General features: G+C 44.5%; 14 protein-coding genes. 11 read left to right on the top strand and 3 right to left on the bottom strand.

Annotated features, from left to right (window positions below; translation table 11 throughout):
• Positions 1-206: 206 nt before the first annotated feature.
• Positions 207-2,552, top strand: coding sequence for a glycoside hydrolase family 3 N-terminal domain-containing protein (locus C510_RS0103970; protein ID WP_018710039.1), 2,346 nt, complete (start codon positions 207-209; stop codon positions 2,550-2,552).
• 265 nt (positions 2,553-2,817) lie between these two features.
• Here C510_RS0103970 and C510_RS0103965 read toward each other — a convergent pair whose 3' ends face one another.
• The 3 genes from C510_RS0103965 to C510_RS0103955 form a co-directional block, all read right to left on the bottom strand.
• On the bottom strand, positions 2,818-4,248 hold the full coding sequence (locus tag C510_RS0103965; RefSeq protein WP_018710038.1) for a sialate O-acetylesterase: 1,431 nt from the start codon (positions 4,246-4,248) through the stop codon (positions 2,818-2,820).
• Positions 4,245-5,534 (bottom strand): acetylxylan esterase, encoded by a 1,290-nt coding sequence (locus tag C510_RS0103960; protein ID WP_018710037.1) that lies wholly within the window; start codon positions 5,532-5,534, stop codon positions 4,245-4,247. The genes C510_RS0103965 and C510_RS0103960 overlap by 4 nt, the downstream gene beginning before the upstream one ends.
• A gap of 91 nt (positions 5,535-5,625) precedes the next feature.
• Positions 5,626-7,830 (bottom strand): alpha-galactosidase, encoded by a 2,205-nt coding sequence (locus tag C510_RS0103955; RefSeq protein WP_018710036.1) that lies wholly within the window; start codon positions 7,828-7,830, stop codon positions 5,626-5,628.
• A gap of 239 nt (positions 7,831-8,069) precedes the next feature.
• On the opposite strand from C510_RS0103955, the gene C510_RS0103950 reads away from it, so the two are divergent.
• The 10 genes from C510_RS0103950 to C510_RS16085 form a co-directional block, all read left to right on the top strand.
• Positions 8,070-9,158, top strand: a complete 1,089-nt coding sequence (locus tag C510_RS0103950) for an SGNH/GDSL hydrolase family protein (RefSeq protein ID WP_244870446.1) — start codon at positions 8,070-8,072, stop codon at positions 9,156-9,158.
• A 138-nt stretch (positions 9,159-9,296) separates the two neighbouring features.
• Positions 9,297-10,190: a helix-turn-helix domain-containing protein gene (locus tag C510_RS0103945; RefSeq protein ID WP_025892246.1), complete on the top strand. Its 894-nt coding sequence runs from the start codon at positions 9,297-9,299 to the stop codon at positions 10,188-10,190.
• A gap of 361 nt (positions 10,191-10,551) precedes the next feature.
• Entirely contained in the window at positions 10,552-13,815 is a 3,264-nt protein-coding gene (locus C510_RS0103940; protein ID WP_018710033.1) for a SusC/RagA family TonB-linked outer membrane protein, read from the top strand.
• Positions 13,816-13,837: 22 nt separating this feature from the next.
• Complete coding sequence (locus tag C510_RS0103935; protein ID WP_018710032.1) at positions 13,838-15,592, top strand: RagB/SusD family nutrient uptake outer membrane protein; 1,755 nt, start codon at positions 13,838-13,840, stop codon at positions 15,590-15,592.
• A 20-nt stretch (positions 15,593-15,612) separates the two neighbouring features.
• Complete coding sequence (locus C510_RS0103930) at positions 15,613-16,950, top strand: glycan-binding surface protein (RefSeq protein ID WP_018710031.1); 1,338 nt, start codon at positions 15,613-15,615, stop codon at positions 16,948-16,950.
• Positions 16,951-16,970: 20 nt separating this feature from the next.
• Positions 16,971-18,968, top strand: a complete 1,998-nt coding sequence (locus tag C510_RS0103925) for a hypothetical protein (protein WP_025892247.1) — start codon at positions 16,971-16,973, stop codon at positions 18,966-18,968.
• Between the two features lie 76 nt (positions 18,969-19,044).
• On the top strand, positions 19,045-20,424 hold the full coding sequence (locus C510_RS0103920) for a glycosyl hydrolase (RefSeq protein WP_018710029.1): 1,380 nt from the start codon (positions 19,045-19,047) through the stop codon (positions 20,422-20,424).
• 143 nt (positions 20,425-20,567) lie between these two features.
• Positions 20,568-21,689, top strand: coding sequence for a glycoside hydrolase family 26 protein (locus C510_RS0103915; RefSeq protein WP_025892248.1), 1,122 nt, complete (start codon positions 20,568-20,570; stop codon positions 21,687-21,689).
• A gap of 3 nt (positions 21,690-21,692) precedes the next feature.
• Entirely contained in the window at positions 21,693-22,862 is a 1,170-nt protein-coding gene (locus C510_RS0103910) for a glycoside hydrolase family 130 protein (RefSeq protein WP_018710027.1), read from the top strand.
• Between the two features lie 298 nt (positions 22,863-23,160).
• On the top strand, positions 23,161-24,603 hold a 1,443-nt coding region (locus tag C510_RS16085; RefSeq protein ID WP_169336138.1), incomplete at its 3' end, for a fimbrillin family protein.

Below are 24,603 nucleotides of genomic sequence, written 5' to 3'. Positions count from 1 at the left end.
GATTGGATAAGATAGTATGAGGTGGGTAATGATATCCTTTCTACTTTTGTACAAATAGAAAGACGGCTTGGTACTTCTGTGTGGTTGTAAAATGTTTTTAGTTGGGGACTGGAATGTTTTCAACCGGCTGTAGAAGGTTGGGTAAGTCTTTTTTATGGTTATCTTTGTAGGTAAACGAACTATCTAATATCATAAAATGAACGAATATGAAACAGATTAAGAATTTGGCGCTCGCCTCAGTCCTTTGTGCCGGTTCGTATGTAGCGGGAATGTCCCAGCAGGTCGCACCGGCTATTCCGGCAGATCCGGTTATCGAACAGAATATCCAGAACTGGTTGAAGAAAATGACACTGGAGGAGAAAATCGGTCAGATGTGTGAAATTACAGTCGATGTAGTGACAGATTTTCCGGGTAGTAAGGATGGTTTCAAGTTGAGTGAAGCCATGCTTGATACGGTTATCGGGAAATATAAAGTAGGTTCCATCCTGAATGTACCGTTGAGCGTCGCCCAAAAGAAAGAAGTATGGGCTGCGGCTATCAAGCAGATCCAGGACAAGTCAATGAAAGAAATCGGTATCCCTTGTATTTATGGTGTAGACCAGATTCATGGTACCACCTATACGCTGGACGGAACATTATTCCCGCAAGGAATTAATATGGGGGCTGCTTTCAACCGTGAGCTGACTCGTCGCGGTGCAGAAATTTCGGCCTATGAAACGAAGGCAGGATGCATTCCCTGGACTTATGCACCGGTGGTTGATTTAGGGCGTGACCCACGTTGGCCACGTATGTGGGAGAATTACGGTGAAGACTGTTACGTAAATGCCGAGATGGGAGTAGCCGCTATCCAGGGCTTCCAGGGAACGGACCCGAATCATATCGGACCGAATCATGTGGCTGCCTGTGTGAAACATTACATGGGATATGGTGTCCCTGTTTCCGGTAAAGACCGTACTCCTTCGGCTATTCCCCGTACAGATTTGCGTGAAAAGCATTTTGCTCCGTTCCTGGCAGCCATCAAGGCCGGTGCCCTTTCACTGATGGTCAATTCTGCTGTAGATAACGGGATGCCTTTCCATGCCAATAAGGAACTGCTGACCGATTGGCTGAAACGTGATTTGAACTGGGACGGTATGATTGTAACCGACTGGGCGGATATCAACAACCTTTGTGTGCGCGACCACATTGCCGCCACTAAAAAAGAGGCTATCAAGATTGCCATCAATGCCGGTATTGATATGTCGATGGTTCCTTATGAAGTCAGCTTCTGCGATTATCTGAAAGAACTGGTCGAGGAGGGTGAAGTGCCTATGAGCCGTATTGATGATGCGGTAGCCCGTGTCCTCCGGTTGAAATACCGGTTGGGCTTGTTCGAAAAACCGGATTGGGATATCAAGGCTTATGATAAATTCGGTTCGGCCGAGTTTGCTGCCGATGCGTTGCAGGCTGCCGAAGAATCGGAAGTATTGTTGAAGAACGAAGGAAACATCTTGCCTTTGGCCAAAGGAAAGAAGATTCTGCTGGCCGGTCCGAATGCCAATTCCATGCGTTGTCTGAACGGTGGTTGGTCTTACAGCTGGCAAGGACACCGGGCAGACGACTGCGCGCAGGCCTACAACACCATTTATGAAGCGTTATGCAATAAATATGGAAAAGAAAACATCATTTATGAACCGGGGGTAACCTACGCTCCTTATAAGAATGATAACTGGTGGGAAGAAAATGCGCCGGAAATCGAAAAATCGGTTGCGGCTGCCGCTCAGGCCGATGTCATCATCGCTTGTGTAGGCGAAAATTCTTATTGCGAGACTCCGGGGAATATGAACGACCTAACGATGTCTGCCAATCAGCGTAACCTGGTGAAGGCATTGGCTGCCACCGGCAAACCTGTGGTACTGGTATTGAACCAAGGCCGTCCGCGTATCATCAACGATATCGAACCGTTGGCTAAGGCTGTGGTCAATGTCATGTTACCGGGTAATTACGGTGGAGACGCTTTGGCAAACTTGCTGGCCGGTGATGCCAACTTCAGTGCAAAGATGCCGTTTACTTATCCGAAATACATCAATTCATTGGCTACATACGATTATAAACCTTGTGAAAACATCGGTCAGATGGGGGGTAATTATAACTACGATGCCGTGATGGATGTACAGTGGCCGTTCGGCTTCGGTTTGAGCTACACAACTTATAACTATAGCAACCTGAAGGTGGATAAATCTCAGTTTACCGCCGACGATGAACTGGTGTTTACAGTCGATGTAACCAATACCGGAAAGGTGGCCGGAAAGGAAAGCGTACTGCTTTTCTCTAAAGATATGGTGGCCAGCAGTACTCCTGACAACATCCGTCTGCGTAACTTCGAAAAGATTGAGCTCCAGCCGGGAGAAACCCAAACAGTGACCCTGAAGTTGAAGGGAAGTGATTTGGCCTTTGTCGGTTATGACGGAAAATGGAGACTGGAACAAGGAGACTTCAAGGTGAAGTGTGGAGACCAGTGGATTGACTTGCAATGTACGGCAACCAAAATCTGGGATACTCCGAACAGATAATCATAAATAGATTTATTAGTGGTAAGGTTTTAGTTTTGGGGTAAAAGATGTAGAATCCTGGAGAGCGGAATGTTCTTCAGGATTCTTTTTGTATATCCGTAGGATACTTCGTGGATATTGGATGATTTCCCTTTGTTGATTTCTGATATTCAATGGATTGTACCTGGCAAAAAACGTCCTCATGTTTCAGGCAAAACATGAGGACGTTTTATCATAAACGAACGTTCGTTTGAGGTAAAACAAACGTTTGTTTTGGGAAATGGGGCTACCAGCGGTCGGTTCTGAACGGAATGACCGGCATTCCCCGGTGATTTTTCAGGTTCCCTATCTGGAAATTCCGGAAGCAATAACGTACGGCTACCGGTTCTTTCACCTTATCCGATTTTACCAGGATGGTTTTCTTGTTTGTATCGAGCGTGGCGGTTGCCGGATGGAATGTCCGGTCGGCTCCGGCTATTTCGAATCCTTCGATACCGGACCACGGACTGAATCCGTCGCTGGCATTGTCGAAAGCGATTTCAGCGGTATCACCGTGGATATCCATACTGCGGTAGGTAGGATAATCGGCAGCAATGCTGTGATAGCCGTAGGTCTTGTTCAGTGCCAGATAGGCCAGCCGGTTGCCTACTTCCCGTTTCTGGCAAGGATGTATCTGAGGCTTTTCGAACGGATAGACCAAATCGTTGGTACAGACTATGCCGCTGTGAGCGATGGTAGTGGCGGCACGGAACTGGGCTTCACGCAGCAAAGCTCCGCCAATCCCTTCGCCATAATCGTAAGGAGCAATCTCTACCAGATAGAACGGCAGTTCTCCTTGAGCAAAATCTTTTCGCCAGCGGTCGACCATTGTTTTCAGCCGTTCGGTATAGGTATCGTGCTTCCCTACATTCGATTCCCCCTGATACCAGAGAAAACCCTTTATGGTATACCGGCTCAACGGCTTCAGCATTCCGTTGTACATGACGGTAGGAGTCAGGTAATTCCATTCCTGTCCTTCTGCAGGCGCTTGGATTTCCTTTTTCAGGTCTACGTCCGGATAGTTTTTAACGATTTCTTCGGGTAGCCACCCTTCTACCCGCGAACCTCCCCAGGCACAGGAGATGATACCTACCGGTACCTGAAGCACCCGGTTCAACATTTGGGCGAAACTGAAGGCTGTGGCGCTGAACCACGGAGCTGTATCGGGGTTGGTTTCCTGCCAGCTTCCCTTTGCCTCTTCCTGTGGGGTGAGTGCCCCTGTCTTGGCAATTGTGGCTACACGGATTCCTTTCCATTCGCCGGCGGTGGCAATGGTTTCGTTGGCATTTTCTATCGGGCAGTTCCAGAAACCGTTCAACGGCATTTCCATGTTCGATTGTCCGGTACAGAACCATACTTCACCGATGAGGATATTGGCCAGACGGGTATGTTCGCCGTCGGAGAAATCAATTTGTTGCGGTGTGTAGCTGGCACTCGGTGTCGTAAGGCGGGCTGTCCAGTTTCCGTTGCTGTCGGCCTGTACTGTTATTGTCTCACGGCTCCAGGAAGGAGAAATATGTACGTTCGCGTTTGGTGTGGCGGTTCCCCATAAGTTCACTTCGGTCTGCTGTTGCAGTACCATGTTGTCGCTTAGTATCTCAGGCAGTTTTACTTTTGCCTGTGCAGGCCCGCTGCCCAACAAGGACAGCAGGCACAATCCTGTCAGTAGTCTTTTCATAATCCCATTTGTTTCCAGAGCCATTGATTCCATGCTGCATACTGTTCTTCGTACCAGAAGTGCTTGGTCTCCAGATACGGATGAAGTTCTTTCGGTGCAGTGATGATGTTATAGGTAGCGTAGGTGGAGGTCGGCGGACATACGTCGTCGTTGTATCCCCAGCTGAACCATCCGGGAACGGTAATCCGGCGGGCGAAGTTCACCATATCATAATAGTCGGCAGTCTGTAGCCGTTCCTGTGACGGATTCGGGAAATAACGGAAATAGTGAGGCCATCCCCCTGCCCGGTGGTTCAGGTGTGCCCGATGGTCGCACATGGCCGGATGAATGGCGGCATAGAAGGTGATGCGTTTGTCGAGGGCAGCTGTAACGATAGAGAGGGCACCTCCTTGGCTCGAACCGGTTACACCGATGGTCTTTCCGTCGTGTTGAGGCAGTGAGGCGATGAAATCGACAGCACGGAGCGCTCCGATGAAGACCCGTTTGTAATAGATATTGTCGCGGTTGTTGTCATTCTGGTACTGGTAATTGTAAAGTGCTCCCTGGGCCAGTTCGTCATAAATGGCTTGTGGCAGGTTGACAGGGATTCCGTGGACGCCGATTTCCAGCGTGATGGCCCCTTTCGAGGCCGTTTCCACATCGCCGAAATAGGGGCGGACACCGGCACCGGGCACACGGAGCAGGGCGGGATATTTGCCGGGGGCTTTGGGCATGCAGAGGATGCCGAAGGTACGGGACCCTTGACGGATATTCTGGAAACTGACGTGATAGACATTCACAAGGTCTGTACAGCGTTCCGGCAGGAGTTCCATGGTCGGTGACAGGGGAACCTGACGGGCTTCCTTCAGGCTGTTTTCCCAAAACGCATCGAAATCGCTGGGGTCGACTGCGTAGGGTTTGATTTTCTCCGGTTCGTAGGCGGCGGTAGCCATGCCTTCGTATGTCCTTTCACCTACATGAGCTATTACTTTGCAGCGGAAAAATCCTGGTTTGTCCATACTGCCGCTCAGTATCTTCTTTCCGTCTTTCAGCAAGACTCCTTCTTCCTGTTCGGTAGGGTACCATTCAGGTCCCAATTCGTAATCTATCTTTACGTCTGGAAGCAGGTTCTGTGCCTTGTATACCTGTACGGTGAAGGTACATTTTTCTTTTAACTGGTATGTCCAGTCTGTGTGGTCGGGAGAGACTACTACCCGGATTTCACTACCCCTGATCTGTGCCAGAACTGGTACTGTACAAAGAAACAGCAGCAGGTTGGTTATCCAAATAAATCTGTTTTTTTTCATGGTATATCTGTTTTTAAGATTTAATCATTATGTGCAGTGTACTCACTGCATCATAGCGAATACACTGCACATCTCTAGATTTTGTAGCTTATCAGATTTCTTCCAACAGCAAGACACGGCTTGCGTAGTCGTTCTGTTTATGATAGTCTACAATGTGTTTGTATGGAATTTCAAGTCCGTTATTCATCAGAAATTCTCCGCTGAAGGATTTGCCTTCGAAACTTAATGGCTGGTTGTCTATGCGGTTCAGTTCCTTGATACGGTATTGTTTGTCCGGATTCAGCCCGGCCATCTTTACACGGGGCAGGTGTTCGTTGACGAAATGTTCGGTTTTCCACCAATAAAATACGGCCTTGTCTTTTTTCGGAGTGGTGTACATCAGTGAAGCTACGCCCAGGTGGTCGTACGGAGAAACCAGGCGGTAAATGTCACCGAACTGGACAATCGGACGAATCTGTTTGTAGTCGGCAATGGCCTGTTTGCAGAGTGCCTTTTCTTCGTCGGTCATGTTCTTCGGTTGGATTTCCATGCCCAGACGTCCGCTCATAGCTACATCAATGCGGTATTTCAGTGGAATGGTGCGGAAAGTCTGATGGTTCGGTGCGGCACTGATGTGCGAAGCCATGGCAATGGCCGGGAAGAAATACGAAGTTCCCCACTGCATGTAGATTCGCTGTAAGGCATCGGTATTGTCGCTTACCCAAAATTCATCGAAGTAGGGCAGGCATCCCCAATTGGCACGTCCGCCTCCACTGGCACAAGCCTGGATGGTCAAGTCTGGATATTTGGCACGGATACGTTGACATACCTTCTCAAATCCCCGATGATATTCAATGTACATATGACTTTGGTTCTCTTTAGACAAATATTGAGAACCGTGGTTCATGATAGGCATATTAGCATCCCATTTGATGTAATCGATTTCCAGATATTGGGTCATTAAATCGTCTACTACTTTAAATACGAAATCCTGTACTTCCGGATTGGCTAAATCGAGTACCACTTGTGTACCTCCACGTCCCAGTACCGGTTCACGTTCCGGAGCCTTCAGAATCCAGTCCGGATGTTTTTCGTATAATTCACTGGTAGTATTTGACATTTCCGGCTCAATCCAGATACCGAATTTGATACCATGCTTTTTCGCGTCGCGGAGCAGTCCTTCGATTCCTTCGGGAAGTTTCCGTTTATCAACTACCCAATCGCCCAAAGAAGAATTGTCCGTATTACGTGGGTATTTGTCGCCGAACCATCCGTCGTCCATTACAAACAGTTCACCGCCCATCGAAGCAATGTCACCCATCATCTGGTCCATACCGGCTTGGTTAATATCGAAATAGACTCCTTCCCAGCTGTTCAGCAGAATCTTGCGGGGAATATTTCCATGTGCCAGTTTGTAGGTACGTCCCCAGCGGTGAAAATTACGGCTGGCACCGCTCAGGCCTTCCTGGCTATATGTTAAAGCCAAGGCTGGAGTTTGGAACTTTTCACCTTTTACCAGATTGTAAGCAGAGTTTTCTTCATTAATACCGGCATAGAACTGGTGGTATTCGCTGTCGTCTGTATCGATACGTAGTTTATAGTTTCCAGTGTAGCACAATGCAGCTCCAATAACATTGCCTGTATTTTCTTGAGGTTTTCCATCCAATGAGAACATAACTTCAGCATGAGCCGTATGTGAGTTGCGACCTCCATCCTTGTTTTTGATGATTTTCATACCGGGAGTCAGTGCTTCTTGTACTAGCCGCCCTTCGTTGGCCCAGGAGCCGGATAAGGAAGACAGCCATACATTTCCACGACGGATGGGCAGATAGGCGGAAGCGAACTGGTTTAATACTACCGGTTTTTTTTCATTATGGCTGATTTCTGTCCAGGTTTCAATGACATCTACGTCCTTGTATGCCTTGTAGCATACGTCTACATAGAAAGGATATACTTTGTCTTTCAGTTGGATGGTGGTCAGATTGGCTTCTTGAGTCTGGTCAGTATCGACTTTAACGACTTCCATCTGCAGGCTCATGTTTCCGTCCGCATGTTTGACTGCCAGCGCTGTTTCGCTCGGGCAATTCATACCGTATACCGGATATGCGTCGAGGGTGGCACTTCCGGCCGCATTCAGGTTCTTCAGGTCAGTGTCGGATAAACGGTCTCCATAGTAGACAAATTTCAGTTGCTGTCCGGTTTCTGCTGAAAGTACCAGTGAACTTTGAGGAGTGGAGATACATACATCCTGTGCCCACAGGTTACCTGACATTAGAGACAGGCCGATTGCCAGGTAGAATCTTGTCTTGTAGTTCATGATTTAAATGGTATTGGGTTAATGATTATTTATGTAGGACAAAAGTAGTGAACCTTTCCGAGAAGCATTGATATTATTTTATCCGAAACATGGCGTGTCAGAATAATCTTCTTTTAAAATATGCTGTAGGAAAGAATCTGTATAGAAAAAGTTAAGATTATATTGTAAAAGGTAAACCATCGTGGCTATCTTTGTATCTGTTCCGAAACAATGATTTGTCAATATAATTTATAATGGATATGATGATGAAGAAACTGTATGGTTTGATATTAGCAGTCTGTCTGCTTGGAAGTATTTGTACGGGGACGGCGAGCAATGTCTTTGTTCCTGCCAGTAATCCGAACATTACATACATGGGAAGAGTCAGCAAGACGAATCCTGAGGCGGTACGTTTTACCTATCCGGGGGTATCTGTCTGTGCCGCTTTCGAGGGGACTTCCCTGCAAATGAAAACGAAACCGGGGAGCGGAGCTTATATGGTGGAGATTGATGCTCTGGACCCTTATCGCATCCAGATAGGTGAAAATGATTCGATTGTCAGCCTGGCAGAAGGACTGCCGGCAGGTACACACCAGGTAAGACTGATGTATGCGATAGAAGGATATGAACTGAAACCGGAGTTTTATGGCTTCTATCTGGATGAAGGATGTCATCTGGTGCCGATGCCGGAACTGCCTGTCCGGCGGATTGAATTTATCGGTGATTCCATGACCTGTGGTTATGGGGTAGAATCGGAAAATCCGAAGGACCCTTTTACGTATGAAACCGAAAACCATTATTATACCTATGCTGCCGAAACAGCCCGTGCCTTGCAGGCTCAGCATCTGGTAGTGGCCCGTTCGGGAATCGGTATCTACCGGAACTATAACGGACCGCGGGAAGGGAACAAAGACTGTATGCCGGCCATGTATGAACAGACGTTGTTCATGAATCCGGATGAACATTGGGAACACAGGCTGTTTGTTCCGGATGTAGTCTGTGTCAATCTGGGTACGAATGATGTCAGTACAAAGGGATATGACAAGGTCCTGTTGCAAAATGCCTACCGTGATTTTGTAGGCTATCTGCGCAAGGTTTATCCACAGGCGAAACTGGTGTTGTTGACGGGGTCCATGTTGAACGGAAAGGGACTGGCCGATGTCAAGGAAACTTTGGATACGGTCACCGCTGAGCGTCAGTCGCAGGGCGATATGAATGTTTTCCGTTTCGATATGTCTCCACAGAACGGTTCGTTGGGATATGGAGCCAGTTACCATCCTTCGCGCAGACAGCATCAGAAGATGGCTCTGGAACTGACGGCTTATCTGAGGAAGCTGATGGGGTGGTGAATGGATGTACTGTTGTGGCAGTGATGGTATGGCAGTTTATTCCCAAATTCCAGAATCGTGTATTTTTACAGATACTTGTATGGATTGTCAAAAAATATTTTTAAGTTTGCTATCTATACTGTTAAACTTACGGGTACTATGGGAAAAACTGTAATGGAAGGACACATTATTCGTGAAATCACGCCGTTGTCAAACAAGGATTGTTTTTATATTGCCGACCGGAATAAGACCGAATTCACCTATCCGATGCATTGTCATAAAGAGTTTGAACTGAATTTTGTAGAGAATGCGGCTGGAGTGAAGCGTATTGTCGGCGATTCGTCGGAAGCCATACAGGATTACGATTTGGTCTTGATTGCAAGTCCTGACTTGGAGCATGTCTGGGAACAAGGGAATTGCCAGTCGGATAATATTCGGGAGATAACTGTCCAGTTTTCTTCCGGTTTTATGAAAGGGATGTTGGACACCAATCAGTTTGATGAGGTACGGAAAATGTTCGAAAAGGCGCAGAATGGTCTGTGCTTCCCGTTGAAAGCGATTATGAAGGTATATGCATTGTTGGACGGACTTTCAGAAACCAAAGGTTTCTATGCGGTTAATAAATTTTTGACCATTCTGTATGAATTGTCGATGTTTACTAAGGAAGCACGTACCTTGTCCAGCTCTTCATTTGCGCGGATTGAGGTACAATCTGACAGCCGTCGGGTACAGAAGGTGCAGGATTATATCAATCGGCATTACCAGGAGGAAATTCGTTTGGCTACTTTGGCGAATATGGTGGGGATGACTGAAGTTTCATTCAGCCGTTTTTTTAAGTTACGTACGGGCAAGAGCTTGTCTGATTATATCATTGATATCCGTTTGGGACATGCTACCCGTCTGTTGGTAGATTCTACCATGGCTATTGCCGAAATCTGTTACGAGTGCGGATTCAATAATCTCTCGAATTTCAATCGGATATTCAAGAAGAAGAAAGGGTGTTCGCCGAAAGAGTTCCGGGAATATTACCGGAAGAAGCGGATTGTCATTTAGCATGATTGGAAAGGAGTACAGAAGATGTGCTCCTTTTTTTATTCGTGTGTTTCTGATTAGTTATGCTTGAGCGGAGATTGGTTAGGATATGATAAAATCATATCAAAGATTCCGTAACATTTCTTCTACTTTTGCATTGTTGAAAAAATCTGATAAGTTATGGAAAAACAAAACACTATCTTCTGTATTCCTTTGGTTGAACAGTGCTGGTTGAATGAGAGGTCTCTCGAAATAAGGCGGATGGACAATCCTATATCACAATATGGAGTCCGTTTATTCAGAGTAACAGGTTTTATTAAAAATAGGTTCTCGGATTATTTCCTTTAGAATGAAACGAAATTATTAATCATAAAGATACATTATGGATAAACATGTGAGAAAGTGTGTGCTGATTGCCGGTGCCTTTGCGACCATGTCGTTGGGGAATGTGCATCAGATGCAGGCCTCTGTAATAAATGTGCCGGAGGTTGCCCAGCAAGCTAAAAAACAGATTAAGGGTAAGGTAGTTGACGCTAGCGGTGAAACAGTGATTGGAGCCAATGTCCTCGAAAAAGGAACTACTAATGGAGTAATTACGGATATTGACGGAAACTTTATTATCAATGTGGCATCCGGTGCTACATTGGAGATTTCTTATATCGGTTATGTGACACAGACTGTAAAGATAACCAACCAGACTTCTTTGGACATTGTTTTGAAAGAAGATTCGGAGACTTTGGAGGAAGTCGTGGTGGTGGGATATGGTACTATGAAGAAGAGTGACCTTTCTGGTGCTTCGGTATCTGTAGGTGAAGATGCTATCAAAGGTTCGGTCATAACGAATCTGGACCAGTCTCTGCAAGGACGTGCAGCCGGTGTATCGGCTGTCAGTACATCCGGTGCTCCTGGTTCCTCTTCTTCCATCCGTGTGCGTGGTCAGGCTACCATCAACTCGAATGCTGAGCCGTTGTATGTTATCGATGGTGTCATTGTTCAAGGAGGTGGTACTTCGGGTTCTGATTTCGGCTTGGGCGATGCCTTGGGTAACGGTTCCGTATCTACCATTTCTCCGTTGTCCACCATCAACCCTTCTGATATTGTTTCAATGGAGATTCTGAAGGATGCTTCTGCTACAGCTATCTATGGAGCTCAAGGAGCCAATGGTGTTGTCCTGATTACGACCAAACGTGGTAAGGCCGGTGAAGCCAAATTCACGTACGACGGTATGATGGCCGTACAGCGTCAAACCAAACGTCTGGACATGATGAACTTGCGAGAATTCGCCAATTATTACAATGAATTTGTTCAGGTTGGAGAATTGGACGTAAATGGTTATTATGCGGACCCTTCCATTCTAGGTAAAGGAACCAATTGGCAAGATGCTGTTTTCCAGACTGCTTTGCAGCATCAGCATCAGATCTCTGCCGACGGTGGAACAGAAAAAATCAAGTATTATGTATCGGCTTCTTACATGGATCAGGATGGTACGTTGATAGGGTCAAACTTTAACCGTTATTCTTTCCGTGTGAATTTGGACTCTCAATTGAAAAGCTGGTTGAAATTAGGTTTGAGTGCTACTTATTCATCCACTGACGAGGATTTGAAACTGGCTGACGGCGAACAGGGTATCATCAACTATTCGTTGAAGACTGTTCCGGATATTCCTATCTATGACATTGACGGTAATTATGCGACTATCGTTCGTGAGGGTTATACGAATCCGAATCCGATTGCAATGGCCATGATGGACCAGGTGCTGCTGAACCGTCAGAAACTGACCGGTAATATCTTTTTTGAAGTGACTCCGATAAAGAATCTGGTATGGCATGCTGAATTAGGTTATGATATCAGTGCATCGAAAGGTGAACGTTATAAACCGATGGTAGATTTCGGTAGCTGGAAACGTGACAGTAATTTTAGCAGCATTCAGAAAAACAGCAGTAAATTCTGGCAAGTAAAGAACTATGTTACTTACAGCGGCATGATAGACAAACATAACTTTACAGCGATGTTGGGGCAGGAATGCTGGGCTTCGAACTACGATAATATCAGTGTTTCGAATACAAGTCTGCCTTCTGATGCCGTACATAATCCATCATTGGGAACGGCTACTCCGGTCATTGGTTCCGGTTTCGGTAGTTCAGCTATGGCTTCGTTCTTTACCCGTTTGACTTATAATTACGATAACCGCTATTATGGAACGTATACCTATCGTTATGATGGTTCTTCCAATTTTGGTCCGGATAACCGGTGGGCGGGCTTCCATGCAGTAGCCGGTTCCTGGCGTTTCTCGAATGAATCGTTTTTCAAACCTTTGGCCGGTGTTGTCAGCAATGGTAAGTTACGTTTGGGTTGGGGACAGACTGGTAATGCGAATATTGGTGGTTACCTGTGGGGAACTTCCATCGTGAAAATGAGTTCAAGTTTAGGTACCGGTTATCGCCCGAAAAATATTCCGAATACAGGTATCAAATGGGAATCGCAGGAACAATGGAACGTTGGTCTGGATTTAGGTTTCATTCAAGACCGTGTAAATCTGATTGTAGACTGGTATAAGAAGGTCTCTAATGATATGCTGATGGCTTTGCAGTTGCCTTCTTACATGGGGACTCAAGGTAATACCAGTAGCCGTCTGGATCCTCCATACGGGAATTACGGTAGTATTGAGAATGCTGGTGTAGAAATTTCATTGAATACTCATCCGTTGGTCGGAAAGTTCCAATGGGATTCGGATTTTCAGATTTCATTCAACAAGAATAAACTGAAAGCGTTGACGGGTACTGCTAACGCACAGATTGTGGGTTATGGACAGTGGAATGATGTGGTGAGTGTTTCTAATGTCGGTGAATCGCTTTATAATTTCTATGGTTATGTGTGCGATGGAGTGTATCAGGATTTTGAAGATTTGCAGAAATCGCCGAAACCGGAACAGTATCCATCCAACGGTGTCTTTAATCGGAAAAATACTGTTTGGGTAGGAGATATCAAGTATAAGGATATCAGTGGACCGGATGGTAAGCCGGATGGTATTATTAATGAATATGATAAGACTAATTTGGGATCACCAATGCCGAAGTTTACGTTCGGATGGACTAATACTTTCCGTTACAAGGATTTCGACTTGTCTGTCTTCATCAATGGTTCGTATGGGAATAAGGTAATGAACTATTTGGGCATGCAATTGACTCACATGAACTCAGCTTGGGAAAACCAGTTGCAGTCAGTAACAGACCGTGCGAGACTGGAACCGATAGATGCGAACAAGATATATCCTAGCGGTCAGTACTGGTATGATGACGTAACTAATGTCAAGGTGGCGAATCCGGATGCGGTTTTGCCTCGTGCTTCTATTCAGGACCCGAATGACAATGACCGTATCAGTGACCGTTATATTGAAGACGGGTCGTATGTCCGTTTGAAGAATATTACATTGGGATATACATTCCCGGGGAAGATGGTCAAGAAATGGGGATTGAACAATTTACGAGTTTATGCGAATATCCAGAATCTGCTGACGCTGACCGGCTATAGCGGTTATGACCCTGAAATCGGCGCCAGTACCCAAAGTGCTAATGTATATGGCTTGGATTATGGACGTTATCCGTCTCCTACAGTCTATTCATTTGGCTTGAATGTTTCTTTCTAATTATTAAAAAAGTTGTGTGACTATGAAAATCAAGAATATCAAATATATGGCACTGGTTGCTGTCCTGGGTTTAGGCATAACTTCTTGTGAGGACTTCCTGGATCGTCCGACCGAGGATAACTATAACCAATCGAATTTTTACCAGAATGATACTCAGTGTGTACAAGGAGTAAACTTCCTGTATAATTCTCCTTGGTATGACTTCCAGCGTGGTTTCTTCAAAGTGGGTGAAGTGATGTCTGGTAACTATTATTGGGGGAAAAGTCCTTATTTGGATTTTACGGTGAATGGGACCGATCAGGATTTGGTGAATATGTCCTATTCGTTATGGTCGGTCATTGCTTATTGTAATACGGTTTATAAGACCTTACAGACAGCCAGCTGCTCGGAGAATGTCAGAAGGCAGTGTATGGCAGAATGTTTGTCATGGAAGGCTATGGCTTATTTCTATCTGGCACGTACATTCGGTGCTGTACCCATCATACACGATAATTCCAAGGAACTGGAAGAGGGTACATACAATGACAAGAAGAAAGTTATGCTGGCTGACGTTTATGAATATATTGTCATGACATTGGAAAAAGCAATGGAGTTGTTCAGAGATGAAGACGGCAGAATTATGAAAGGAGATGCCGGGCGGATTGACTATTATGCGGCCGAAGGTTTGTTGGCGAAGGTTTATCTGACTAAATCTGGAGTGAACCAAAGCGGAACACGTGATGAGGCAGCCTTGAATATGGCGAAGACATTGGCAGAAGATGTCATTGATAATTCAGGGCGACAGCTTATGGATAATTATGCAGATATTTTCCGTTTGCAGAATAACAATTGTGAAGAAAGTCTGATAGGATGGCGCTGGGATGCAGCCAGTGGACAGTATACTGCTCAGAATACTTTACAGTCAGATTTGGCAATGGTAGGATTTGATGAATTCGGTGATAACTGGGGTGGCTACAATGGTCCGTCCATTGACTTGCAGCTGGCGTTCGGTGTAACTCCGGATCAGGATCCGAAAGACCGTGATAAGTCTGTTATTGATACCCGTCGTAAAGCAACCATGATGATGGCTGGTGATAAATATGAATATTTTTGGCAGGATAAAGGTGGTTTCGATTACATCAATTTCATTTATGATAAAGATGGATATGGAAAGGGAGGCCCCGGTGAATTACAGAGCCCTACAGGCGCCAATGAAGTGAAACATCTGTATGGTAACGCTAACGACCACATGAAAGGATTGGGCGTTTCTGCTTCCAGTATGTCCAGTAGCCTGAGTACGCATTTGTTACGCTTGGCAGATGTTTATTTGATTTATGTAGAGGCTGTTATCGGAAATCAAGGTTCCACTACCAATGAAAAGGCTAGGAATGTATTTTGGCAGGTGCGTAACCGGGCGATAAGTGAATATAAATTACCCGCTTCGGTATCTTGGGAAGATGTATGGAAGGAACGCCGGTTGGAGTTGGCTTGTGAAGGAGATCGTTGGTATGATTTCGTCCGTCTGTCTTATTATGACCCGCAAAAGGCCATTAACGAATTGGTTAATCAGAAACGAGATGTGTACGACAACCTGAATAACCTGTACAAAGCTTATTATGAATCAGGACAGACCGTATGGAACGCGACTGCCGATCAGCATTATACAAGTAATCCGAAGATTCCGAATGTTACTAAAGAGTGTTTTACTTTGCCGTTCCCATCGGAGGATGTGGTGTTTAATCCGAATTTGATGGAGGATCCCGTGCATGTAGATGTTCGTTCTGAATATAGTTATTAATCTTTTTAATGAAACATCAAATGAAAGCAAAATATATAAATTGGTTTTTTGTTGCGGCTTTAGCTGTTTCTGGCTGTTTCATGACAGCTTGCGAAGATCAACCGGATAAATATGAAATTGCCGATGGAATCCCTACTTTGAAATATGTACGTTCTCCATTGCCGGAAGAAGCCGATTCCTTGTTCGTCGGAGCTTATTTAGGTAATACAATTTGTTTGGTCGGTGATAACCTGCGGAGTATATATGAACTTTATTTCAATGATCAGAAAGCTACATTGAATACCAGTTATATGACTGATCATACCATCTTGGTGGATATTCCAAAAACGATCCCGGAAGAGGTAACAGATAAAATCTATATGGTTACTAAATCCGGTGAGATTGTAGATTATGATTTTAGGATCATGGTTCCAGCTCCGGAAATAAATTCCATGAGTTGTGAATATGCTCCTGCTGGAAGTGAAGCTGTCCTTTATGGAGATTATTTTGTGGATGATCCGAACATACCTTTAACTATCTCTATGCCAGGTGGCGTCACAGTAGAAGGAGATCAGATTACAAATGTATCAAAGACAGCTGTGAGTTTCATTGTACCAGAAGGTGCACTTCAAGGTTATGTTCAGGTAACATCCATTTATGGAACCGGCCAATCCACTTTCCAATATAAAGATACTCGTAATATTCTATTCGATTGGGATGGAAAGTATGAAGGCGCTTTGTCTGCAGGAAATTCATGGAACGGTGATAACGAGAAGAAAGGACAAATTATCGCTTCCGTCCCTCCGATTGACGGGAATTATCTTGTATTCGGTCCTGCTTCTTTGTCTGGTGGTCAATGGCAGACTCCTGGAGAATATATGATGATGTACTGGCCGGACCCGAATGCAACACAAGGTTGTGTGCCACTCTACAATCTGCCGCAATTTGAAGAAATATTGAAACAATATAAGGTAGATGAATTGGCATTGAAGTTTGAAGTATATGTTCCTACTTCCAATCCTTGGATGGCCGAGGGTATGCAGTTCAGATTTACTACTTTAGATGAAGTCTCAATGAATAATCAGACTCAGGATTATATCTGGAATGATGATGAAAGTCACGAAGAAGGTAAGGCGCCGCGTGGTGTATGGGTACCTTGGGAAGATACCGGTTCGTATGATACGGATAATCAGTGGGTAACCGTTACGCTAAAAATGTCAGAATTCAATAAATTGGTTTCAGGACTTGCCGGAGAGGTTGAATTTACGTCAGAGAGATTTGCCGGTCTAAGTATTTTCTTGCGTGGAGGTGGTACAGATGGAAAAGAATGTGAACCAATCATCTGTATGGATAATATTCGAGTGGTTCCGATAGAATAATATTATAAAGAATTAGATATATGAATAAGAGATATAAATTATCAGCATTATGGATAGTGTGCTTGATGTTATTAAGCTGCTTTGCATTCACTGCTTGTGATGAGGATGATTTGGATACTAATCCTTACAAAGGAGGAATCAGTCTGAATGTATTCGGACCAAGTCCTGTTGCACGTGGAGGTGAACTTCGCTTCTTAGGTTGTGGTTTGGATCAGGTTACGGCTGTAGTAATTCCGGGATGTGAAAATATAACGGATATAACGGTTATCAGTTCTGAGGAAATCCGTGTGACTGTTCCTCAAACGGCTGAACCGGGTTATGTCACTTTGATTTTCCAGAATGGAGAAAGCATTACAACAAAAACCAAGTTGACTTATTCTGAACCGATTTCTGTAGAAAGTTTTTCACCAGAAATCGTAAAACCAGGGGATGTGTTGACGATTCAAGGTGAATACCTGAATCTGATACATCAGGTTATCTTTGCAGACAATGTTATCGTATCTGATGGTATTATAGTGGAAGAAGATACAGGAGAAACGCAGTCGGATAGAACTGCCGACAAGTTCCTGAAGCATACACGTAACGAAATTCAGGTACTTGTTCCAGAAGAGGCAAAGACTGGTAAAATTATCCTTTCCGATGGCGCAGAAATTCCAAATCAACTTTATTCTGAACAGGAATTACAAGTGATATTACCAACTGTGAATGGTGTTATTGATTTAAAAGGAAAGAAACCGGGTGAGCAAGTAACTGTGACTGGAAAAGATCTAGATTTGGTAAGAGAAATAAGGATGCCGAACGGTGATACAGTGGATTTTGTATATTCTTCTGAAAATGAATCGATCACTTTTATGCTTCCTGCAACAATTACGAACGGTACTGTTTATGCGCTTCCGGCTTCTGGAGTGGAGATTGAAATTGCCCGTTTGGAAGTTGCAATGCCAGATAAGGTTACAGTCACACCGGCTTCAGGTGTTCGTGCAGGGCAGAAACTGACACTGAACGGTGAAAACATGGAGTTGATTACAACGGTAGTATTCCCGGGAGTTACAGAAGCTGTACAGCCGCTTTCTTCTTCTTCGGAAGAGGTTGTAGTGGTAGTTCCAGAAGGAACTGTAAGCGGAGAACTGATATTGAATACTGGTAGCGGTGCTACCGTCACTGTTTTTATTGAAACAGCTAAACCTGCGAATCTGTCATGCGGACAAGGAGTGAAAGCTGGCGAGAAAGCCATTATTCATGGTGAAAACCTGGATTTGGTGTCTGCCGTTGTATTTGCCAATGGTCTGGAAGGAACCATTCTGTCAAAATCTGAAACAGAACTGGTCGTATCGGTTCCAGCACAGGCTGAAAGTGGAATTGTGACTTTGAAGATGGAGAATGGTGAGGAGGTCTCTGAGTTGGATTTAACGATAGATGTACCTGCTGCTTGTTATATCGTAAGTTCACTGGACGGCGAATATCATGCTGGAGAGGTAGTGACATTTGAAGTGGCAAACGGCGATAAACTTACAGAAATTAGAATAGATGGGGTTACGGTGCAATATATACTTTCTGGAAATCAACTGATGATTCAGATACCTGGAACTGCCGGAAAAGATACATCTGTAGAATTGGTGTCAGCAGAAACCGTTATCAACTATTCGATTTCCTTCATTCCGACGGAACGTCCTGAAACGGTTATTTGGGAAGGTACATTTACGACAACTTCGTCGTGGGAAGGTAATCAGGACCTTGGTTGGAATGGATATGACTGGAGTTCAGTAGAACCGGGAACAGTCATTACTGTCTATTATACCTTGAATACGGCTACTACAGATTGGCAACTCCGTTTAGGAGGTTGCGGTATTGGTTGGGCTGCATTACCTACTATTCCGGCAGTTAGTCTTGAGGCTGGGTCTACCAGTTTCTCTGCTACGCTGACGGCAGAAGATCTGGCAGTATTGTCCGATGGAAATAACAGTGGTCTGGTAGTGACGGGCTGTAATTTTACGATGACTAAGATTACCTTAAAATAAAAACTAACTGTATTACGTAGCTTGAGTCTGTTACTTACATGGGATGGGCTCAAGCTCCAACAAAAAAAGTATATGTATGAAGAATAATATAATGAAATGGATGTTGGCATTGGCAGTTCCTGTATCTTTTACTGCTTGTAATACCGATGTAGAACATGAAATACCGGCTGTAGATGCACCGGCTTTGGTTTATGCTTCTTTGACTGATGGCGCTTCAGTGAAAGCTGGAGACTTTATATTGAAGTTAGCTTACGATAAAAATGTATTTTTTGCAGCCGCTGATACGGCTCAGATTACTGTCAGCAATGATGGGCATATTCGCAACGGTCTGGTATATGGTAAAAGTGATACTTTGACATTGACCGTAAGTGCGCCTTCTAGAGCAACTGATTATACAATAACAATCCCTGAGGGATTGGTGACTGGTCCTAATCAGATGTCGGCTCCAGCTTTTTCTGTGAGCTTCAGTACCTTGGATTTACATTCGAAATTGGTGATGGCTACTTCACAAGAAGCCGAAAAACTGTATAAGTTCCTGATTGAAAATTATGGAAAGAAAACTATATCAGGTATTATGGCAAATGTGGCTTGGAATACAGATGAGGCTGAACAAGTAAATGCTTGGACCGGACATTATCCGGCTCTGAATACGTTCGACTATATGCACATGCGTTATTCTCCATCGAACTGGATTGATTATAGTGATATTTCTCCGGTAACGAATTGGGCTAAAGCGGGTGGTATTGTTTCTTGTATGTGGCATTGGAATGTCCCGAAAAAGGCCGATAGTGGAATTGACGATTATACGGCTACTATGTCCGAGACTGACTTCAATGCTCAGAAAGTGACAGAAGATGGTTCTTGGGAAAATGGCATTGTAAAAGCTGACCTAGAAAAGGTGGCAGTAATGTTGAAACAACTGCAGGCTGCAAAGATTCCTGTGCTATGGCGCCCGTTGCATGAAGCTGCCGGTCAGTTCTTCTGGTGGGGTAGAGATGCAGATAGTTTCAAGGCATTGTGGGTGATGATGTTCAATTATTTCAAGGAACAGGGTTTGGATAACTTGATTTGGGTATGGACTTCGGAAAACAAAGATGATGCAGCATGGTATCCAGGCGATGAATATGTAGATATTATTGGTCGTGATCTTTATGGGAAGACGGTGGAAGAATGTGCTGAGGAATTTAAAGCCTTGACTGAATTGTATGGTGATAGAATGATTGCTTTGACCGAATGCGGTTATTATGCGGATGGAGAGAAGAGTGAACCTATCGGAGATATCTCAGCACAATGGAATGCAGGAGTTTTCTGGTCGTGGTTTATGCCTTGGTATGGAACAGTAGGCGAAGGAGATGCAGTTAAGCCACATGCCGATAAGGCTTGGTGGAAATCTGCTTTCCAGTCTGAGAATGTATTGGATCGTGAGGCAGTGAAAGAAGCTATGAATAAATTGTAGGGAATCGGGTGGAACTCTGTATGGTGAAGCCTTTTTCATCATACAGAGCTACTGACCTTTTTACTATTTGATTCTGTTAAAATAGTATCAGAAATCAATGAATGGAAAGTCTATCTTTGCTATATCATTTAAAGCTGATTCTTATGAAAAATTCATTCAAACTTATTTTAGGAATATCTATTGTGACTTGTCTTTCATCAGCCTGTTCTAATAGTGGAAAAAATCCGGTAGTTTCTGAAAGGAAAAGTTTAGAAGCCCATACCATGTTAGAAAGGCTGAATGCTGTCGCTCAGCAAGGAAAATTCATGTTTGGTCATCATGACGATCCGGTATACGGTATCGGCTGGGACGGTGATTCTGCCCGCAGTGATGTGAAGAGCGTATGCGGAGATTATCCGGCTGTCATGTCGTTCGATTTGGGACGGATGGAAATTTATGGCGATAAGAATCTGGATAATGTTTCGTTGGCCCGCATCCGTCAGGAAGTGGTCGCCCAGTATGAACGGGGTGGAATGGTTTCTTTCAGCTGGCATGTGGATAATCCGGTGACTGGAAAGGATTCCTGGGATGTCAGTGATTCTACGGTAGTGAAATCGGTATTGCCGGGTGGTGTCAATCATGACAAGTTCATGGGCTGGCTCGATAAAGTAGCCGATTACCTGAATTCGATTCGGACTGCCGACGGCACGAAAGTTCCGGTACTTTTCCGTCCGTGGCACGAACATACCGGAAGCTGGTTCTGGTGGGGACAGAATCTGTGCTCTACCGAGGATTATAAAGCATTGTGGAAAATAACCTACGACCGGATGCAGGAGAAGGGGGCTACCCAGCTTCTTTATGCCTATTCGCCGGGAACTGAACCGAAAGATTCTACGGAATACTTGGAACGCTATCCGGGGGATGAAATCGTAGACCTTATTGGGGTAGATGCCTATCAGTATGACAAAGATACATTTGGCAAAAATCTGGAGGGTGCATTGACTATCATGACTCAGGTGAGCAAGGCGCACGGGAAGGCGATGGCGGTGACAGAAACCGGATATGAAACCATTCCGGATTCTCTTTGGTGGACAGGTACCTTGCTGCCGGCCATTGAAAAATACCCTATCAGTTATGTATTGGTATGGCGGAATGCACGTGAACGTGAAAACCACTATTATGCCCCTTATCCGGGACAAGTCTCGGCAGCCGATTTTGTCCGTTTCTACGAGCATCCGAAAACACTATTTGCAGAAGACATGAAACAAATTGAGAAAACGAAATAAATTATGAGTACCTTTGATAATCAAGTAAAAGAATTGTTTGCAAAGCACGAAGCTTTGATTATCCGCAAGAATGAACCGGTGGCAGACGGGAACGGGGTCTATACCCGTTATAAATATCCGGTGGTTACTGCAGCGCATACGCCGGTGTTCTGGCGTTACGATCTGGATGAAAAGACAAATCCGTACCTGATGGAACGCATCGGTATGAATGCAGCCATGAATTCCGGTGCCATCAAATGGAAAGGGAAATATGTATTGGTGGTGCGTGTGGAGGGCGCCGACCGCAAGTCGTTCTTTGCAGTGGCTGAAAGTCCGAATGGGGTAGATAATTTTCGCTTTTGGGATTATCCGGTAACGATGCCGGATGATGTGATTCCGGCTACCAATATCTATGATATGCGACTGACAGCTCACGAAGACGGTTGGATATATGGTATATTTTGTGCCGAACGTCATGATAGCAATGCACCGGCCGGTGATTTGTCATCGGCTACGGCTACTGCAGCCATTGCCCGTACCAAAGATTTAAAGACTTGGGAACGCTTACCGGATTTGAAATCGAAGAGCCAGCAGCGGAACGTGGTGCTTCATCCGGAATTTGTAGACGGTAAATATGCGTTCTATACCCGTCCGCAGGATGGATTCATTGACGCCGGTAGTGGTGGCGGTATCGGCTGGGCATTGGTGGATGATATTACACATGCCGAGGTAAAGGAAGAAAAGATTATCGACTGCCGGTTTTATCATACTATCAAGGAAGTGAAGAATGGTGAGGGGCCGCATCCTATCAAGACTTCGAAAGGATGGTTACACTTGGCTCATGGTGTACGTGGTTGCGCTGCCGGATTGCGCTATGTACTGTATATGTATATGACTTCGTTGGAGGATCCGACCAAAGTTATTGCGTCTCCAGGTGGTTATTTCATGGCTCCGGAAGGCGAAGAACGTATCGGCGACGTATCGAACGTATTGTTTACCAACGGTTGGATTGCCGATGAGGACGGTAAGGTATTCATCTATTATGCTTCTTCGGACACTCGGATGCACGTGGCTGTTTCTACGATAGATAAGTTGGTGGATTACTGTATGAACACCCCACAGGACGGCCTGACTACTACAGCTTCTGTAGAGACCTTGAAGAAACTGATAGATAAGAATATGCAGTTGCTGTAAGAGAATGTTCAGGATAACGGTGATAGGGTATCTGGTTTATATCTTTCAGATTTTGAAGATATAAATCGGATACCTTTTTTTATGATTTCAGGTTTCAGAAAAACCTTTGTAATCTTTTGGTGATACATTTTTTGCAGAAAAAACAAGAGTATTAGCTATGAATATAATAGTATCAATTTAAGTGGATGGTAGTCGTTAACTTTGCAACAAAAGATGACAGGTCCCAGTTATCTGCCTCCTTGTTATTCGTTCCCATTGGATAAAACAATAAATTCTATTAACTATAAAAAACATGATTATGAAAAAGACATTATTGGTTGGTTTGACCTTAGGGCTACTCTTGTCGGGATGCGACAAAGATGATTCTTTAAACAATATTGATGGAGGCGGAGTACGTTTTACAACGTATATGGTGGAAAGCCGTGCTACAGATACTGCTTGGGAAGCTGGAGATGAAATCGGTGTGTACATGCAAACAAATGCAGCTTCCGGATATCAGAACATTAATGTAAAGTATGCGAATACGGAGGGTAATGTGAATTCGTTTGTCTCAGAAAATCCCATCACTTATTCCGGAAATGAAAGTACGGTAAGTTTTATGGCCGTATATCCTTACAATGAAACGATTACTGATGGGAACTATACATTTACATTGGGGAATGAGAGCTTGTCTAAAAATGATATCATGTATGCATCGGCTCCTTCTATTACAGCAGGCACTACCAATGTTACTTTGAATTTCCAGCATAAGCTGACAAAGATTGCATTACAGATTAATGATGCAGATGGTAATGCTGTGACTGGTGCCACTGTCCGCATTGATAAACAGCGTGTCAATGGGGTAGTGGATGTAGCTACAGGAACTGTAAGCACTACAGATGAGTATAACTCTACACTCAATTTTGCTGAGTCGAATGGAACGTATGAGGTCATTGTGATACCGGATGAGGGATGTAAAGGCCGGAGTATTGTGATACAGACTTCAGGTGGAAAAACTTATCGCTGTCCGGTAGAGAATATCTCATTTGGAGGATCTAAAAAATACACTTTCCCTGTGTCACTTCAATCGTCTTCTACTTCTTCACCCGGTGGCTCTACAGAAGGAGAAACGATTATTGATTTGATAACCGCTAATATTGAGATTGATGATTGGACAGACGAAAAATCAACCGGTTGGATTATATCGTCAGAAGCAGAAATCTCTACTGAGAATAAAACAAAAACAGAACTTGCGAAAGATCAGTCTTTAACTGTTGGTAGTTCAGTTGAGATTGCCCCTCAGAATATGACTTTAGCGGAAACCGATGTCTATTGTATTGAATATTCCAGAACGGATGCTGATGTGACTGTTGCAACGTTGATTGTTTCTCAACCAGCAACAAGAAGTGGAGCAGCTCAGAAAACTTATACATTGCCTGCCGGTTTGGCTAACGGACAATTGGTTTTTGCGGTGGGAGATTTTACAAACGGCTTTAGTGTTTCTTCTACCGTTGCATTAACGCTGGATGCTGTATCGGTATATTCTGAAGAAAGTTCCGGTTCTGAAGATTCCGGCGAAACTGAAACACCTTCTCAGACTGAAGAGCTTGAAGTATGGACTGGTTCCCACAATTTGGGAAGTTGGGACAAAGGGACAAGTATAGAATATAAACCGGAGATACTTGCTAAGACCACTGAAGGCTGTACCTTGCGCTTTTATTATACAGACAAGACCGATGGCGCACAGTTGCAGTTCGCTGGT

This window comes from Phocaeicola barnesiae DSM 18169 = JCM 13652 (assembly GCF_000374585.1).
Taxonomy (GTDB): domain Bacteria; phylum Bacteroidota; class Bacteroidia; order Bacteroidales; family Bacteroidaceae; genus Phocaeicola; species Phocaeicola barnesiae.
The sequence above is the reverse complement of the archived record's forward strand: the minus strand, read 5'-3'. Positions and strand labels throughout refer to the sequence as shown.

Excerpts from the sequence above, each read along its gene's own strand:
- C510_RS0103920 (WP_018710029.1), top strand. The coding sequence starts at position 19,045 with ATGAAGAATAATATAATGAAATGGATGTTGGCATTGGCAGTTCCTGTA.
- C510_RS0103935 (WP_018710032.1), top strand. The coding sequence starts at position 13,838 with ATGAAAATCAAGAATATCAAATATATGGCACTGGTTGCTGTCCTGGGT.
- C510_RS0103940 (WP_018710033.1), top strand. The coding sequence starts at position 10,552 with ATGGATAAACATGTGAGAAAGTGTGTGCTGATTGCCGGTGCCTTTGCG.
- C510_RS0103910 (WP_018710027.1), top strand. The coding sequence starts at position 21,693 with ATGAGTACCTTTGATAATCAAGTAAAAGAATTGTTTGCAAAGCACGAA.
- C510_RS0103970 (WP_018710039.1), top strand. The coding sequence starts at position 207 with ATGAAACAGATTAAGAATTTGGCGCTCGCCTCAGTCCTTTGTGCCGGT.
- C510_RS0103945 (WP_025892246.1), top strand. The coding sequence starts at position 9,297 with ATGGGAAAAACTGTAATGGAAGGACACATTATTCGTGAAATCACGCCG.
- C510_RS0103930 (WP_018710031.1), top strand. The coding sequence starts at position 15,613 with ATGAAAGCAAAATATATAAATTGGTTTTTTGTTGCGGCTTTAGCTGTT.
- C510_RS0103955 (WP_018710036.1), bottom strand. The coding sequence starts at position 7,830 with ATGAACTACAAGACAAGATTCTACCTGGCAATCGGCCTGTCTCTAATG.
- C510_RS0103925 (WP_025892247.1), top strand. The coding sequence starts at position 16,971 with ATGAATAAGAGATATAAATTATCAGCATTATGGATAGTGTGCTTGATG.
- C510_RS0103950 (WP_244870446.1), top strand. The coding sequence starts at position 8,070 with ATGATGATGAAGAAACTGTATGGTTTGATATTAGCAGTCTGTCTGCTT.
- C510_RS0103915 (WP_025892248.1), top strand. The coding sequence starts at position 20,568 with ATGAAAAATTCATTCAAACTTATTTTAGGAATATCTATTGTGACTTGT.
- C510_RS0103965 (WP_018710038.1), bottom strand. The coding sequence starts at position 4,248 with ATGAAAAGACTACTGACAGGATTGTGCCTGCTGTCCTTGTTGGGCAGC.
- C510_RS0103960 (WP_018710037.1), bottom strand. The coding sequence starts at position 5,534 with ATGAAAAAAAACAGATTTATTTGGATAACCAACCTGCTGCTGTTTCTT.